The sequence below is a fragment of the Brevibacillus sp. FSL K6-6036 genome (assembly GCF_037964015.1).
Lineage (GTDB): Bacteria > Bacillota > Bacilli > Brevibacillales > Brevibacillaceae > Brevibacillus > Brevibacillus borstelensis.
Genome location: NZ_CP150173.1, coordinates 1,660,928 through 1,675,708, shown reverse-complemented (window position 1 = coordinate 1,675,708; position 14,781 = coordinate 1,660,928). Strand labels below are relative to the sequence as shown.

At 52.3% G+C, this 14,781-nt stretch carries 14 protein-coding genes; 3 read left to right on the top strand and 11 right to left on the bottom strand.

Going from position 1 to position 14,781, the window contains the following annotated elements; genetic code table 11:
* Nucleotides 1-446 precede the first annotated feature (446 nt).
* From hemY to NST37_RS08320, 8 genes are all read right to left on the bottom strand, one after another.
* On the bottom strand, nt 447-1,871 hold the full coding sequence (hemY, locus tag NST37_RS08355) for a protoporphyrinogen oxidase (RefSeq protein WP_039069875.1): 1,425 nt from the start codon (nt 1,869-1,871) through the stop codon (nt 447-449).
* 3 nt (nt 1,872-1,874) lie between these two features.
* Nucleotides 1,875-2,816 carry a ferrochelatase gene (hemH, locus tag NST37_RS08350; protein ID WP_003387639.1) on the bottom strand — a complete coding sequence of 314 codons (942 nt, stop codon included), beginning with the start codon at nt 2,814-2,816 and terminating at the stop codon, nt 1,875-1,877.
* 16 nt (nt 2,817-2,832) lie between these two features.
* The gene (hemE, locus tag NST37_RS08345) at nt 2,833-3,870 is read right to left on the bottom strand and encodes a uroporphyrinogen decarboxylase (RefSeq protein ID WP_024983986.1); all 1,038 of its coding nucleotides are present in this window, start codon (nt 3,868-3,870) and stop codon (nt 2,833-2,835) included.
* Between the two features lie 136 nt (nt 3,871-4,006).
* On the bottom strand, nt 4,007-4,864 hold the full coding sequence (locus NST37_RS08340; protein ID WP_031932359.1) for a DUF4097 family beta strand repeat-containing protein: 858 nt from the start codon (nt 4,862-4,864) through the stop codon (nt 4,007-4,009).
* A gap of 1 nt (nt 4,865) precedes the next feature.
* A complete protein-coding gene (locus tag NST37_RS08335) occupies nt 4,866-5,417 on the bottom strand; it encodes a DUF1700 domain-containing protein (protein WP_031932358.1) in 552 nt (183 codons plus the stop codon).
* Nucleotides 5,414-5,734 carry a PadR family transcriptional regulator gene (locus tag NST37_RS08330; RefSeq protein WP_003387643.1) on the bottom strand — a complete coding sequence of 107 codons (321 nt, stop codon included), beginning with the start codon at nt 5,732-5,734 and terminating at the stop codon, nt 5,414-5,416. Before NST37_RS08330 ends, NST37_RS08335 begins: the two co-directional genes overlap by 4 nt.
* A gap of 173 nt (nt 5,735-5,907) precedes the next feature.
* Complete coding sequence (locus NST37_RS08325; RefSeq protein WP_003387645.1) at nt 5,908-7,782, bottom strand: 5'-nucleotidase C-terminal domain-containing protein; 1,875 nt, start codon at nt 7,780-7,782, stop codon at nt 5,908-5,910.
* An 88-nt stretch (nt 7,783-7,870) separates the two neighbouring features.
* The gene (locus NST37_RS08320) at nt 7,871-8,659 is read right to left on the bottom strand and encodes an alpha/beta hydrolase (RefSeq protein ID WP_031932357.1); all 789 of its coding nucleotides are present in this window, start codon (nt 8,657-8,659) and stop codon (nt 7,871-7,873) included.
* A 114-nt stretch (nt 8,660-8,773) separates the two neighbouring features.
* Between NST37_RS08320 and NST37_RS08315 the strand changes: the two genes are divergently transcribed.
* Entirely contained in the window at nt 8,774-9,205 is a 432-nt protein-coding gene (locus NST37_RS08315) for a hypothetical protein (RefSeq protein WP_003387648.1), read from the top strand.
* Here the strand turns inward: NST37_RS08315 and NST37_RS08310 are convergent.
* Nucleotides 9,202-9,768 carry a GyrI-like domain-containing protein gene (locus NST37_RS08310; RefSeq protein ID WP_227277842.1) on the bottom strand — a complete coding sequence of 189 codons (567 nt, stop codon included), beginning with the start codon at nt 9,766-9,768 and terminating at the stop codon, nt 9,202-9,204. The two genes, NST37_RS08315 and NST37_RS08310, sit on opposite strands and share 4 nt — an antisense overlap.
* Nucleotides 9,769-9,999: 231 nt before the next feature.
* On the opposite strand from NST37_RS08310, the gene NST37_RS08305 reads away from it, so the two are divergent.
* On the top strand, nt 10,000-10,881 hold the full coding sequence (locus tag NST37_RS08305) for a hypothetical protein (RefSeq protein WP_003387650.1): 882 nt from the start codon (nt 10,000-10,002) through the stop codon (nt 10,879-10,881).
* Between the two features lie 90 nt (nt 10,882-10,971).
* Here the strand turns inward: NST37_RS08305 and NST37_RS08300 are convergent, their stop codons facing one another.
* On the bottom strand, nt 10,972-12,402 hold the full coding sequence (locus tag NST37_RS08300) for a PLP-dependent aminotransferase family protein (protein ID WP_251237774.1): 1,431 nt from the start codon (nt 12,400-12,402) through the stop codon (nt 10,972-10,974).
* 117 nt (nt 12,403-12,519) lie between these two features.
* On the opposite strand from NST37_RS08300, the gene NST37_RS08295 reads away from it, so the two are divergent.
* Nucleotides 12,520-13,458, top strand: a complete 939-nt coding sequence (locus NST37_RS08295; RefSeq protein WP_327955719.1) for an EamA family transporter — start codon at nt 12,520-12,522, stop codon at nt 13,456-13,458.
* Between the two features lie 36 nt (nt 13,459-13,494).
* On the opposite strand, the gene hemL is transcribed toward NST37_RS08295, so the two are convergent.
* Nucleotides 13,495-14,778 (bottom strand): glutamate-1-semialdehyde 2,1-aminomutase, encoded by a 1,284-nt coding sequence (hemL, locus tag NST37_RS08290; protein ID WP_122958150.1) that lies wholly within the window; start codon nt 14,776-14,778, stop codon nt 13,495-13,497.
* Nucleotides 14,779-14,781 lie beyond the last annotated feature (3 nt).

Below are 14,781 nucleotides of genomic sequence, written 5' to 3'. Positions count from 1 at the left end.
CAGGCTTCTCTGGCGATCTGATCTGCTTCTGCGAGCTTTACAAAGCATGTGGGAGGGTTCAGGTTGTCTGTAGTTTTTCGCAGCCTTTATCAGTAGCTGTAGAGATGAAAAAGGAGAAAACGGCGAAGGTCTTTGGGACACTACCCAGGCGGAATGGAAAAAGCAAAACACGTTTTCAGCGTCCAACTCTGAGACGCTGCCTTGAGCAGACTGCTTTTGGACGCGGTTTTGCTTTTGGAATGGAGCCGGACAGTACAGCCCCCAGCAGTGTCCCACCGAACCTGTAGCCGTTTTCTCCTTTTTCATCTCCTCCACCAAAGCCTGTCCAACCGCTAAAATAGAAAAGCTGCGGCGGAAGAAAATCTCGGTTCTTCGTCATAAGGAGCAAGGGCAGCACTTATCAGAACCAATCCGAGGGAATCGTACAACGTAAAAAAACCAGGGTATCAGCTCCCTGGTTTTTGCGTCCAATATTCCAATAATTCCTGTACAGTCTGTTTTGCCTGGTCAATACAGTCCGGCACCCCGACACCTCCGTAGGAACCGCCGGTCAGCCATACACCGGGCAGATGCTCCTTCATCTTGGCGGTGGCCCCTTTGAGCCATTGCTTGTGGCCAACCAAGTACGGCAAGCCCCTGTTCCAACGGGTAACCTTGTAAAATTCGGGATGGTCATCGATCTGCATGACTTTCTGGAGATCGCGGACGACCACGTCGACGATTTCTTCATCAGAACGGTCTACAATCTCTTCGGCGCCCGGCTTGCCCACGTAGCAGCGTACAAGCGCCTTGCCTTTCGGCGTCGTATGCGGCCACTTTCGCTGAGTCCACGTGCACGCCGTGATCGTAAACTTTTCCTTGCGAGGGACGACAAAGCCTGTCCCTTCTTTATCGATCCTTACGCCTTGCTCGGGATAGGCGAGAGCGACTGTCGCCATAATCGTAGGCGTGGCGCCGCTGATCGGCGGTATATCGACATGCTCCTTGACAACTTCCCTGGCCAAATGATGAGGGATCGCTAAAATAACAGCGTCGGTATCAAAAACCTCACCATGAGCCAGTTCGACGCTATATCCGTCCTGGCGCTTTTCCAAGCGCTTGACAGCCGTGCTTTTCCGGACCGAGTCAGCAGGCAGCAGTTCTTCCAGTCGATCAGCGAGTGATTGCAAGCCGCTGGTCAAGCTCACGAACATTCCCTTTGACTTTGGCTGTCCCTCGGACTGTTTGCTCTGCTTAGGGCGAGAATTCCTCATCGCCATAATGAGGCTGCGGTGCTTCTGTTCCATCTGGGCGTATTGCGGAAAGGTGGAGAGAAGACTCAATTTGTCGATATCGCCACCGTAAACGCCGGAGATCAAAGGCTCGATTACATTCTCGATGACTTCATCTCCAAGCCGGCGACGGAAAAAATTCCCAACAGACTCGTCTTCGCCAGTTTGCGCCCCCGGCAATATCAAATCTGCCGCCGCTCTGAGCTTGCCCAACGGAGAGATAAGCGGTGTCATGGCAAAAGGCATCAGCTTGGTCGGTACACCCATCACGGCTCCCTCTGGAATCGTGTACAAACCGTTTTTATGCAGAATATACGCCTGACCCGCGTTGTTGTTTACCAGCCGATCACCCAGGCCGACATCTTTGATGAGCTCGGTTGCGCTCGTTTTTCGTTCCAAAAAGGAGTCTGCTCCCAACTCAATGGTAAATCCCTCGTGCTTCCAGGTCTGAACCTTCCCGCCGGTCCTGTCGCTTGCTTCCAGCAATGTGAACCGGACTGGCAATCCTTGTTCCCGCGTCCATTTCTGCAGGTAGTAGGCAGCCGTAAGTCCAGTCATACCGCCGCCTACGATCGTGACATGCAGCTGTTTTTCGCTCATTTGCTATTTCCCCATTGCCGGCAGCTTTTTCCCGATTACATCAGCCAGACAGGAGATAAAAGCAGGTCTGGCATTCGGCATCGGGGGCCGGTAGTAATTGGCTCCGAGTTCATCGGTTACCGCTTTGCATTCGATGTCATTGTCGTAGAGCACTTCCAGATGCTCTGCGACGAAGCCGACCGGGCAGTACACGAAGGTTTGGTATCCATGAGCGTTGTGCAGGTCGCGGGTCAAATCCTGCACGTCCGGTCCGAGCCATGGCTCGGGTGTATTGCCTGCACTCTGCCAGCCGATAGCGTAGTGCGAAATGCCCGCTTCTTTTGCGATCAATGCAGCCGTTTCCTCCAGCTGATGGGGATACGGATCACCCGATTGGAGGATTTTTTCCGGGAGACTGTGGGCAGAGAAAATCACCACGGCTTTGTCTCGTTGCGCTTCCGGCATCGATCTGAACGTATCCTTGATCGCATCGCTCCAATAGGAAATAAACCCGGGCTCCGTATACCAGCTCTCCACTGAATGGATTTCAGGGCCGCCGATGCTCGCTGCGTGTTCCTTTGCCCTGCCGTTGTATTCTTTTACACTGTAGCTGGAATAGTGGGGAGCCAGCACCAAGCTGATCGCCTTTTCGATGCCATCGCGATGCATTGCCTCGACTGCATCCTCCACGAAAGGAGCGATGTGCTTTAGACCAAGATAGCCGACAAATTCCTTATCCGGAAAACGGCGGTTCATCTCCTGTTCAAGCTGGCGTACCTGCTCGTCCGTAATTTCGGCAAAGCGATTGACGCCACCCACCGCTTCATAGCGGGCTGTCAGATCGTCCAGCAATTCCTGCGAAGGCTTGCGGCCCCGGCGAATATGCGTGTAATAGGGTTCAATCTCTTCCTTCTTGCGCGGTGTTCCGTACGCCATCAGGAGTAATCCGATCTTTTGCTTGGACATAAGTAGCACCTCCGTATTACGCGTTCCGGCGATAACTGTGAATGAAGCTGGTCAGCTTTTGCAAGGTTTCTACTTTGGCGTCTGGGAACACTCCATGACCCAGGTTAAAGATATAGCCGGGCTGCTGCGTGCCCTCGTCAAGTATTTCCTTTGCTTTCGCCTCCAATTTTTCCCAAGGAGCCAAAAGCAGTGTAGGATCCAGATTTCCTTGCAAGGTTTTGGTGACGCCCAGCTCACGCGCTTTTGTGATCGAAGTCCGCCAGTCGAGGCCGACCACATCGACCGGCAGCTTGTTCCACTCCTCAAGCAGGTGACCACAGCCTACGCCGAAATAGATTGTCGGCACGCCCGTCTCCCGCAGCGACAGCAAGATGCGGTTCATGACCGGAGCGATAAATGTCCGGTAGTCTTCATCGTTCAGGGCGCCTACCCAGGAGTCAAATACTTGGACAGCTTGCGCGCCTGCGGCAATTTGCGCTTTCAGATATGTAATGGTCAACGTGCCCAGCTTCTCCATCAGCTTTTCCCAAGCTGCCGGCTGCGTGTACATGAACGATTTGGTTTTGTGATAATGCTTGGAAGGACCTCCCTCGATCATGTAGCTGGCAAGGGTAAACGGAGCTCCTGCAAAACCGATCAGCGGTACAGAGAGCTGCTGGCGCAAAATTTTGATCGCTTCCATGATGTATGGCACGTGCGTATCCGGGTCGAGCTCGCCCAGGCGATGGACATCTTCGAGCGATCCAATCGGGTTGGCAATGACAGGTCCGATCCCCGATTCAATGTTTACATCGACCCCGATCGGCTTGAGTGGAGTCATAATGTCAGCAAAAAGAATCGCAGCATCCACCCCGAGCTGCTCAACCGGCAGACGGGTTACTTCCGCGCAAACTTCGGGTATATAGTTCATTTCAAAAAATGTGTGCTTGGCACGGATAGCCCGGTATTCGGGTTGATAACGCCCCGCCTGGCGCATGTACCATACCGGCACATGATCTGTCGGTTCCTGGCGACAAGCTTTTAAAAACGTATCGTTAAACGGTTTTGCAGTCATGAATAAACCTCGCTTTACACGGTAATATTCCTTATCCTTATGATACCACTCGGCAATCGACAAAAAATGCATTGATTGTGTCAAAATCGTTATCGTTTCAACCGCTGTTCTCCTGGTACCATTGTTTCCCAAAAGCTCAGTGACGAATACGAATATCCCCTGTTGAGCTGCTGACAGTCAGCGCCGGACCTTCCGTGCCTACCGATCCCGCTACTCTCTGCTCCCCTTTTTCCGAGTAAGACATTTCCGGCCAATCGGCTTTTATATCTCCCGTATCCGTAGCCAGTTCCATCTTTACTGCTTCGGGCAGTTTTAACAAGGATACCGTGATGTCTCCTGTATCCGTTCGGACATTTACGTCGTGCTTCATGTCTTTCAGTTGCAGCGAATCGATATCACCTGTACTGCTGAAGGCATCCACTTTTGCACTGACGGAGGATATGTCCATGTCGCCTGTATCTGTTCTCAGGGTGAGTGTTTCTCCTTCAAACCCCGCCAACTCGATATCGCCCGTGCTCGTTTTCAGCGTTCCTTCCTTTGCTTTGATCGCATTGATACGGAAGTCTCCCGTGCCGCTGTTCACGGCTATTTTTTCGTAGACCGCTTCCGGAATCATCACCTGGAGCTCCAGGTCTACCCGTTGATGAAAGAAAAAGCCGAACTGCATTTCAGTTGGTTCCTTTATCCTTACCTGCAGAATTCCGTCAGGGGTGACTTCCGTCGTAAACTTGATTTTGTCCAATCGCTTTCTATCAACCTCCCCGACCATTCTTGCAGTCGCACTGGACAAATTGCTCGTAGTCAACACGACGTCAGCGATGTCCGTTTCCACTTCGACACCCTTGATAGGCTGGTCGATTGTACGCAGTTCACTGACTGTCTCCGTGTCTCCCTTAAAGTCGGGGTTCAGTTTGAACTGCCAGACAAATCCGATCGCTCCAACGAGAAACAACAGACAGAAAAAGACGAACAAGACATTTATCATTCTTCTCATGCTATTTCCCCCTAATCATGCGGACATTAAAGTTCAGATAACGCAAAAATTGCCGATACAGCCATCGGCTCAAGCGGGCCAACCCGATCGCAAGCATTCCGCCCAAACCAAATGATGCCATCCCCGAGAAGAGAACCAGATATTGCTCATCTGCGTTTCCCGGAATTCCGTACTTCAAAAACAAGCCAATCGGTGTAAGCAGCAATGCCAGAGCGACGGCAAACAAACCGATAAGGACAGCAATCAGTCCGACAAATGGGCCCAATACGAAAACAAGGTTAAAAAAGCCCAAACTGACGGTCGCCAAAACAGCTCTCGTCATATTACTGATGGATGCGTTCGATTGTGCCTGATGAATGCGGTATCCGGCTAATATCTCGCGGGCAAGAACCCTTGGACTGCCCAGACTGTCGGCAATCTCCTGTTCGCTTTTCCCCCTGTCCACTCCGATCAAGAAATGTTCGGTATAGTCTGCCAATATGTCCAGGCGATCCTTGTCGGGCAATTCGCGGAGAAGCCCGTCAAGCTCATCCATAAATTCGCGTCTCGTCATAAACCGATTCCCTCCTCGATAATCTGGTTGACCCCGCGCGTAAATATTTTCCATTCCAGCACGAGGTCGTTCATATATCTGCGCCCTTTATCGGTGAGCTGATAGTACTTGCGCGGCGGGCCTTCCTGCGATTCGGCCAAGTAAGTAATAAAAAAGCCTTCCGTGGTCAACCTGCGAAGCAGGGGATAAACGGTTCCTTCTGCGATGTGAAATTTCTCTGAGATGCTGGCCACCAGTTCGTACCCATATCTGTCTTTTTGGGCAACAAGCACCAGTACGCAAAGTTCCAGTACGCCTTTTTTAAATTGAACGTTCACTTAGCATCACCATGTTAGATCTTACCAGAGCACTATTATACAATGCAAGGTACTTTATAAAAATAGATAAATGCACACGGGTAAAAATTGTGCAAAAAGGGCCCTCTTCCCTCAAAGGGAACAGGGCCCGAATGATCCGCTTTCCTTATATGCCGGAATGCAATGATCAAATCCTATTCGTTTACTTCGACGATGCGACCTTCTACTTTCGGATTAACCGTCTTGCGTTTGATCAGCTCTTCTTCCACAATGCTGTAGAAAGTCAGACCTGTATTGAACGCAGGTTTGTTAAAGCTCTCATATCCGTCTCCGCCTGTTGCCAGGAAGTCATTGGTTGCGACCTTGTACGTCTTCTTCAGGTCGAGCGGCTGACCGCCTACCTTTACCTCGACAACGCGCTGACCCGCAGGCTTGCTTGGATTGTAGGTAAAAGACATGCCGCTGATTTGCGGGAAGCGTCCCTCTCCCGTCTCCACCTTGCTTACACCGCTTTCCAGCGCTTGACGCAGCTCTTCGCCGGTCACCTCGATCACGACCAGGGTATTCGGGAATGGCAGCAGGGTGTACAGATTTTTCTTCGTGATGTCGCCCGCCTTTAGCTGTGTACGGATACCGCCTGCGTTGGTCAGCGCAACGTCTGCTTCATGCCCCGGGATGGATTTCGTGCGCTCCAGCATGATGTCGGCGATCAGGTTTCCTACGTTTGTCTCCTTTTTGCGAACCAGCGCTCTGTCGCCATCAAGGTCTACCTCAGACTTGGCGATGACCACGTCCATGACTTCGTCGATTTTCTTGACGATCTCTTGAACCATTTTCTCTACCTCAGGATCAGCTTGAACGGTTTCGTCATACGCTTTCAAACCGCCGCTGAACGCAACCAGCTCCTTGCCGAGGTAGTACAGGTCTGCGCGTCCGAGAGACTTGCCGTACTCCCAGTCCTGTACGATGTACGTGCCGTTCACCAGCTCCGGCTTTTCCAGCGGCGTATGGGAATGTCCGCCGACGATCAGATCGATGCCCGGTACGTTTTTCGCGATCTCACGGTCAACATCCACGCCGACGTGGGAAACGACGATTACATGGTCAACCTCTTTTTTCAGCTGTGGCACGACGGTCTTCGCCACTTCTACAGGGTTTTTGAAGGTAAGGCCTTTCACGTTGTTCGGGTGGGTGAGGATCGGTGTATCCTCCGCTACAAAACCGACGAAGGCAAACTTTTTGCCGCCGATTTCCGCCTTGAAGGTAGGTACGAGCAGTTCTTTTCCATCCGCTTTGAACACGTTTGCGGAAATAACCGGGTGCTTCAGCATGTCGCGCAGCTTCAGCAGCTGTTCATAGCCAAAGTCAAACTCGTGGTTCCCTGCCGCCATTACGTTGTAGCCCAAGTAATTGAGGATCGGTACGACAGACTCCCCTTGGAATTGGTTGACGTAGACGGTGCCCTGGAAGGTATCACCCGCATCAAGCAGGAGGAAGTTGTCGTTCTCCTCACGCCAGTCCTTCAGCAGCGTGGCGATCTTGGCGTAACCGAATTCCTTCAAGTTTTTATCTTCTGTAATATGTCCGTGCGTATCATTGGTATGCGCGATCGTAATGTGTGTAGTAGCCGCATCCCCGAGCGCCTGGAAGAAATCGCCGCGGGTCACTTGCGCCTTGTTTTCCATTTCAATGGTGTAGCCCAGCTTTTTGGCGACCTCTGTCAATTTTGCCGAAGAAAGAACTTGTGTCGGGTTTTTGAAGTCATCCTGCATAATTGCTCCCTTGGTTTTTGCCCAAGCGAGGTAAGGCGCAGACCAATGCGCCCCTTTGTCAGGAGCAGAAATTTTGCTTCCGCCCAGTTTGGCAAAAACGACAACTGCTTCCGCCAAAGTCACGTTGCGCTCAAGGGCAAGATCACCGTTTGCTCCCGGAGATACGATGGATTTCTTTACCATCCAGTCTACGTGCTGAACCGGATGCAGCGGTGCTGCCAGGACCGATCCGGCCATCAGGGACGAACAGATGGCAGCTGCCAGAGCGGCCAGGGTAATGCGACGTGCTTTTTTCATTCGCGCTTCTCCTCCCGTTATGTAAAAAATAAAAAATAGGACATCTCTGATTATAGCAAATATTTCTGGATAGATGTTCAGCTTCCTGCTAGATATTGGACAGGAATTGCTTGATCGCATCAGCCATTTTCTCGGGGGTTTCCAGCATTCCCATGTGACCAGCCTCCGCAAGCAGTACCCGAGTGACATTCGCCCCATCTGCTGTAAAGGTTTTGTCTGCCGGAATGATCTGGTCTTGTTCCCCTGCGATAAGCAGGACGGGACAAGCAAGCTTTCTGAGGACATGCTGCCGGTCTGCTCTTTCCCGCATCGCTTCCAATGTCCGGATCGCGCCGTCTGGCGGTGTTTGCAGGCCGACCTGTTTGACCCGCTCCCATTCTTCCGGATAACGGGATAAAGCGCCAGGGGCGAACAGCTTGGGAACCAGCGCCTTGATAAAGGGCTCTATCCCGTTTTGACGGATGCTCTCCATTCCTTTGGTCCGGTTTTCCTTTGCCTGCTCATCATCGGGAAACGCGGTAGAATGGATCAGCCCCATCGCACTCAGCCTGTCGGGGTAGCGCTCGGCAAAAGCCAAGGCGACATAACCGCCCAAGGAATGTCCGAGGAGCGTCATCTTTTCAATCCCGGTCTCATCCATGAAAAAGGCAAGATCCTCTGCCATTCTCTCCACGGTGTACGTTTCATCCGGAACCGAACTGCCTCCGTGGCCGCGCAAGTCGGGAGCAAGCACCCTGCTTGATTGCTCCAGTCTCGGGATGAGCTTTTTCCAATATGCCGAGCTTCCGCAAAAGCCGTGCACGAGACAGACGGCGTCTCCCGTCCCCCTGTCTTCGTAAGCCAGTTCGACTCCATTTTGCAATACCGCTTTTTTCATCTACTTCTCCTCCTTTTTCTATAGTCTCGCCATTTTTTCCAACATTTTTTCCCAACCAGGTTTACAATACAGGTAGAATTCTGGAGCCTGCCTCCCCGCAAAAGAGGGACGTTGATGCTCCAGGACGTACAGGCCGTCGTCCGGCATGTGCTGGCGGATCAGCCCCGCAAGCAGCTTCTGTTTATCGGCAAATCGATCGGCACGCTCCCCATTGTCAGCGGATTTGGCGAGTCCATGCTTCCCTCCGAGGCCTCCGCTATCCTGCTCACGCCGCTATTGAATCAGGAAGGATTTGCAGAGAGCTTGCTGGCCTGCAAGCAGAACATGTATCTGGTGACCGGCACGGCGGACCATTATTACCACAGCGAGACGATCGAACAGATTCGCGACAAACACGCCAACATCGAGTTGGACATCGTGCCGAACGCCGATCATTCACTGGAGATTCCTTTTGATACGACAGTGTCTTTGGAGACACTGCAGCAAGTTTTCTCCGGCATCAGCCGTTTTACGTCGGACACGCTTCGCTCGGACAATTCCCGCTAAGCGAGCGGGATCAGGATGTCATAGGCGTTTTCTTCCCGCTCTGCAGCATGACGGGGCGGGAGATATCGCTCATCGTACCGCTCAAGGCGAAGCGCCTTTTCCTCTACCGCAAGCCCCTGGCGCTTTATCCAGTCAAAAGCGCGATGATACGTTGACTGAACTTGGTCCATGGGGCCCTGATGAGTGAACAGGGCGTAGCTTCTTGCCGGAATCGTAAATCCGACCATTCCTTCCGGGACGCGGTCAAATTTTGCTACTTCAACGGAAATGTACTCCGTGAACAATTGATAGGAACCGACTTTGCGTTCATCACTGACACCGTAAAAGCATAGCGGGTATTTCAGATTGCCAATTTCGTTCACCCTCTGCGAAAAAACGTCCCACAGCTTCGGCATTTCCACTCCCAAGCTTTGAAAGGGACCGGTAAAGCTTGCGCCTACCATCCACATTTCCGGCAATTGAACGATCGCTCCCTGCATCGCACACAGCTCCTTTTCTATCAATTTGGCTGGCATTTCCCTTTTTGCTATCTTAGCATGAAAGGCAGCTATTTTTATCTGCATGACATCCTCTTTTTGGAACAAACTATCATTAAACTTCTATCTCGATGCCTGCAGGGCGTCTCCCTTTCCTTTTACCCAGATCTGTCCCCCGCCCCATTCACGGTCCTGGTCAATTCGACCCCTTTTTGCCTGGAAACCTTCTTCGCTATTATCAACTCTTCCAGCCCTACCGATATGAGTAAGGTATATCGTTATTGAGGGCAGTGCTCAATGACATCAGGAGGATACACGATGAAGCAGTTTTCGCGTACGGCACTTTTCTTTCTCATGTTCCCCGCTTTATTTCTGACCGGCTTTTCGTCGGGAGAAAAACCGGTAAAAGCTACTTGGCTGTGGCAAACATACCAGACTGCGTCAGCCCCTGATCAGATCGTTGCGTTTGCAGCGGCAAAAGGGGTAAACCTGCTGTATCTGAAGATCGACACTTCGCTGAGACCTTCCTATTACCACACTTTTATCCAGAAAGCCCGCGCCAACGGAATGGAAGTACACGCACTTGGCGGCAAATCCGGCTGGGGACTGGAGCGAAACCGCCCGGAAATTTTGTCTCTCGTAGACTGGGTAGGCCGCTACAACCAGACGGTGGAGACGGATGCAGCCATAACCGGTATCCATCTCGATATCGAGCCGTATACACTCCCCGAGTGGAAAAGCGATCAAAATGAAGTGATCCGGCAGTGGATGGGCAATGTGAATGCTTACGTGACGAAGGCAAAAGAGCTGGACCCGTCCCTCCAGGTTGGCTGTGACATTCCTTTTTGGCTGGACAAGACGGCCTTGCCCGATCAGCCTGTTGTCTCGATTAGCGAGTGGCTCATCTCCAGGCACGATCATGTTACAGTCATGGCATACCGCGATCGGGCGGAAGGCCCAAACAGCATTTCGGCCCTCGTCACGCAAGAGCTGGAGATGGCGGACCGACTTGGTAAAAAAGTAATCGTCGCTGTAGAGACAAAGGAGAGCAATGAAGGCAATTTTGTCAGCTTTTATGAGGAGGGAACCGCTCGGATGGAAGACGAGCTAAGCAAGCTGAGTGAACTGTTGGCAAGCCATCCTTCTTTTGCTGGAGTCGCAATTCATTCCTATGAGTATTGGAGTGTATTAAAAGAGTAGTTCAAAAGAATAGTTTCAGAGAGCAGCGAAAACTCTTTTAGCCGCGGGCAGTAAAAACTCCGCCGTCGACTTGGCGGAGTTTTCGTGCTTTCATTCGACTGTTCCGGCGAGCTCGCTGGCCATGGAGATAAGCAGCTTCGTTCCCTCGCGAAGCTGCTTTTCACTGATATACGAGTAGCTAAGACGAAGCCACGACTTTGTCTCCTTTAATGGATCGCATATAGAGCCCGGTACAAACGAGATCGACTGCTCGATGCTTTTGGCAAGCAGCGCCTCCATGGAAAGGGATTCCGGCAGCTTGACCCAAAGGTTCAGACCGCCGGCAGGACTGTTCCATCTCCAGGCAGTAGCGGAGAGCTCCTCTTCCATAATTGTTTTTCGCACATTCAGGGCGGTTCGCAGCTTTTCAATATGCTGCTGCATGCGGCTGGAGGAAAAGTAATGGAGGAAGATTTTCTGATTGAGCAGCGGGCTCCCATTATCCGCCAGCGACTTGACCGTAAAGAAATGGCTCACCAGCGAAGGATGAAGGCAAACAGCGGCAATCCTCAATCCGGGCGCCACGTATTTGCTGAAGCTGCGGATATACACGACGTAGCCTTCCACGCTGTAAGAAAAGAGAGGCGGGGGCGGTTCGCTCTCAAAATACATGTCACGGAACGGGTCGTCTTCGATCACAAAACAGCGATACCGCTCGGCAAGCTCTACAAGCTGCTTTCTCTGCTCGGCCGGTACGGTGTAGCCCGTCGGGTTGTGATAGGTCGGGTTCAGGTAAAACAGACGCGGCTTGTACCGCTTCATATAAGCTTCAACCTGATCCAGATCATAGCCGTTCGGATGAATCTCGACGGGGATAAGCTGGGCGCCAAGCTGCCTGAAAATATCAATAGCCGCACTGTATGTCGGACGCTCAATCAACACAGCGTCCCTCGGCTGGACAAGCATCCGCGCGAGCAAGTCTATGGCTTGCTGGGAGCCGGACGTAATCATGATGTCCTCTGGCGAGAGGTGAAACCGGTGCTTGTGCATGAAGTATCGGCAAAGCGCCTCCCGCAGCTCCTCATCTCCTTGCACAGTGGAATAGGAGCTGAGCACCTTTGGATACAAGTCAAAAATCTCTTTTACGTATTCGGAAAAAAACCGGTTCGGCAACAGGTTGGGGTCGATCAGCGCATAGGAAAACTGATAAGTGACCGGCACTTTGTGAATTTCGGATAAATGGCTTTTTTGAACATAGGAGGAGACAATCGGCGAATCCAGATTGTCCAATGGCATCGCACCGCCGGGATGCACATAGTAGCCCGACTTGTCTTTGACATAGACTTTCTTTTCTTCCTTGAGCAACTGATACGCCTTGAATACGGTCAGGCGGTGGACGTTCAGCTCGGCTGCCAGCAGGCGGACGGACGGGAGCTTTTCATGCTCCTTCCACTCTCCGCGCTGGATTCGCGTCCAGATGTATTCATACACTTGTGCAAACAGCGTTTGGGTACTTGCTCTTGAAGAAAAACGGACGTCCATGCTTGCCTGCCTCCTTTGCCCTTATGTTTATCTTATACAACCATTTCAGAATCTGTTCTGTTGTTTGAAAACTGTTCTATTCACCTCTTTTTATGATGATACCAAGGAGGCGTTACTATGGTCATCATCAATTATGTCGTGATGTGCTTGGTGTTTGGAACAACGTTTTTGGCGATCAAAATCGGGATCGATGCGGGAGCACCTCCCTTTTTCTCGGCTGGCCTGCGTTTTTTGGCCGCAGGTCTCCTGCTTTTCATTTGGATGGTCTTGAAAAAGCAAGCCCGTTTTTCTTTGCTTTTGCACAAGGAAATGTGGATTACCGGCCTTTGTCTGACATTTGGAACGTTTTCCACGCTGTATTGGGCGGAGCAGCATGTCACGTCAGGAGCGGCAGCGATTCTTTCCGCGACCGGTCCGATCATGATATTGCTGCTTCAGGCGACTGTCCTGCGAGAGCGGGTAACGGGCAAAGCGCTGCTTGGCTGCCTGCTTGGCTTTGCCGGTGTCGTACTCCTCGTCTTCCCGCAGGTTTCGATCACGGTCAGTCTGTTCTGGCTGCTCGGGTGTGTCGCTATTTTGATCGGAGAGCTGTTTTATTCCAGTGGCGCCCTGTATTCGAAACGCGTCATCCAGCGTTTTGCAGACGCATCGCCGATCGCCCTGAATGCAGCCCAAATGATTTACGGCGGTACCGCTCTGCTTGTACTTTCGCTTTTTACGGAGAAGATTCACCCCGAGACAATGCTTGCCCCAAGCGCCATCGGTTCGCTCTTGTATTTGATCGTGTTCGGCTCGATGGTCGGACATACGATTTTTTACTGGCTGGTCGCCAAAACCAATCCGGTGTTTCCCTCCACCTGGCTCTACATTTCACCGATCATCGCCATGGCCCTGGGGGCGATCCTGTACCGGGAAGCTGTATCCTGGCCGATGGCCGCAGGGGCCGCTACGACAATTTTGGGGATTGTTTTCATCAACGCTGATACGCTGCGGCAGATGATGAAAAGACCTGAAAAAGCCAAAGAGCTTGTTTGCCCCGTCCAATCCCGAACATAAACAAAAAAGTCCCCAACCGGGGACTTTCTTTGTTATTTACAGCCTTTTCATCGCTTTGTAGCTGGCGTCGATTGTCCGCTCGATATCCTCTTCCGTATGAGCAAGGGAAACGAACATTCCCTCGAATTGGGACGGCGGAATCATCACGCCTTCCTCCAGCAAATAGCGGAAGTAGGCAGAGAATTTGTCCAGATCGGCAGTCTTGGCCGTGTCGTAATTGACGACAGGCGTATCGGTAAAGAACAGGCAAACCATGGAGCCAACGCGGTTCAGCGTATGCGGAATACCGAGTTTGCGGGCATTTTCCGCAAGTCCCTCCGCCAGGCGGGCAGAGAGCGCCTCCAGTTTTTCATAGGCTCCCGGCTGTCCCAGCTCCTGCAGGGTGGTCAGTCCGGCCGCCATTGCCAGCGGGTTGCCCGAAAGCGTACCTGCCTGATAGATCGGTCCTGCCGGCGCGATTTGCTGCATGATCTCCCGTTTGCCGCCATAAGCGCCGACCGGAAGTCCGCCGCCAATTACCTTGCCCATGGTCGTCAGATCCGGAGTGATGCCGTACAGCTCCTGTGCCCCGCCACGGGATACACGGAAGCCGGTCATGACTTCATCAAAAATCAGCAGTGTGCCGTGTTGCTGCGTAATTTCACGCAGCGCCTCCAAAAAGCCCGGCTGCGGCGGCACAACACCCATGTTTCCGGCGATCGGTTCCACGATCACGGCAGCCAGGTCAGCGCCGAAGTTTTCAAATGCCAGCTTGACGCTTTCCAGATCGTTGTACGGGACCGTAATGGTGTTGACTGCTGTCGCTTCCGGCACACCTGGGCTGTCAGGCAAGCCGAGCGTAGCTACCCCGGAGCCGGCCTTGATGAGCAGGCTGTCGGCATGACCATGATAGCAGCCTTCAAACTTCATGATTTTATTGCGCTTCGTATAACCGCGGGCGAGTCGCAGAGCGCTCATCGTCGCTTCCGTTCCGGAGTTGACCATGCGAACAACCTCGACAGACGGTACGATTTCACAAACCAGCTTGGCCATTTCCGTTTCCCGTTCGGTTGGAGCGCCGAAGCTTGTTCCCAGCACAGCCGCTTCCTGAATGGCCGCCAGCACCTTTGGATGAGCGTGGCCCAAAATCAACGGACCCCAAGAGCCGATGAAATCGATGTAGCTGTTGCCGTCGACGTCTGTAATCCGCGAGCCTTCGCCTTTCGCGATGTAGACAGGGTTTCCGCCGACACTTTTAAAAGCGCGCACCGGGCTGTTTACGCCGCCCGGTATGTAGCGCTGGGCTTCTTCAAACATGCGGGACGAATTGTCCATTTTCATTGT

Excerpts from the sequence above, each read along its gene's own strand:
- hemY (WP_039069875.1), bottom strand. The coding sequence starts at position 1,871 with ATGAGCGAAAAACAGCTGCATGTCACGATCGTAGGCGGCGGTATGACT.
- hemH (WP_003387639.1), bottom strand. The coding sequence starts at position 2,816 with ATGTCCAAGCAAAAGATCGGATTACTCCTGATGGCGTACGGAACACCG.
- hemE (WP_024983986.1), bottom strand. The coding sequence starts at position 3,870 with ATGACTGCAAAACCGTTTAACGATACGTTTTTAAAAGCTTGTCGCCAG.
- NST37_RS08340 (WP_031932359.1), bottom strand. The coding sequence starts at position 4,864 with ATGAGAAGAATGATAAATGTCTTGTTCGTCTTTTTCTGTCTGTTGTTT.
- NST37_RS08335 (WP_031932358.1), bottom strand. The coding sequence starts at position 5,417 with ATGACGAGACGCGAATTTATGGATGAGCTTGACGGGCTTCTCCGCGAA.
- NST37_RS08325 (WP_003387645.1), bottom strand. The coding sequence starts at position 7,782 with ATGAAAAAAGCACGTCGCATTACCCTGGCCGCTCTGGCAGCTGCCATC.
- NST37_RS08320 (WP_031932357.1), bottom strand. The coding sequence starts at position 8,659 with ATGAAAAAAGCGGTATTGCAAAATGGAGTCGAACTGGCTTACGAAGAC.
- NST37_RS08315 (WP_003387648.1), top strand. The coding sequence starts at position 8,774 with ATGCTCCAGGACGTACAGGCCGTCGTCCGGCATGTGCTGGCGGATCAG.
- NST37_RS08310 (WP_227277842.1), bottom strand. The coding sequence starts at position 9,768 with ATGCAGATAAAAATAGCTGCCTTTCATGCTAAGATAGCAAAAAGGGAA.
- NST37_RS08305 (WP_003387650.1), top strand. The coding sequence starts at position 10,000 with ATGAAGCAGTTTTCGCGTACGGCACTTTTCTTTCTCATGTTCCCCGCT.
- NST37_RS08300 (WP_251237774.1), bottom strand. The coding sequence starts at position 12,402 with ATGGACGTCCGTTTTTCTTCAAGAGCAAGTACCCAAACGCTGTTTGCA.
- NST37_RS08295 (WP_327955719.1), top strand. The coding sequence starts at position 12,520 with ATGGTCATCATCAATTATGTCGTGATGTGCTTGGTGTTTGGAACAACG.
- hemL (WP_122958150.1), bottom strand. The coding sequence starts at position 14,778 with ATGAAAATGGACAATTCGTCCCGCATGTTTGAAGAAGCCCAGCGCTAC.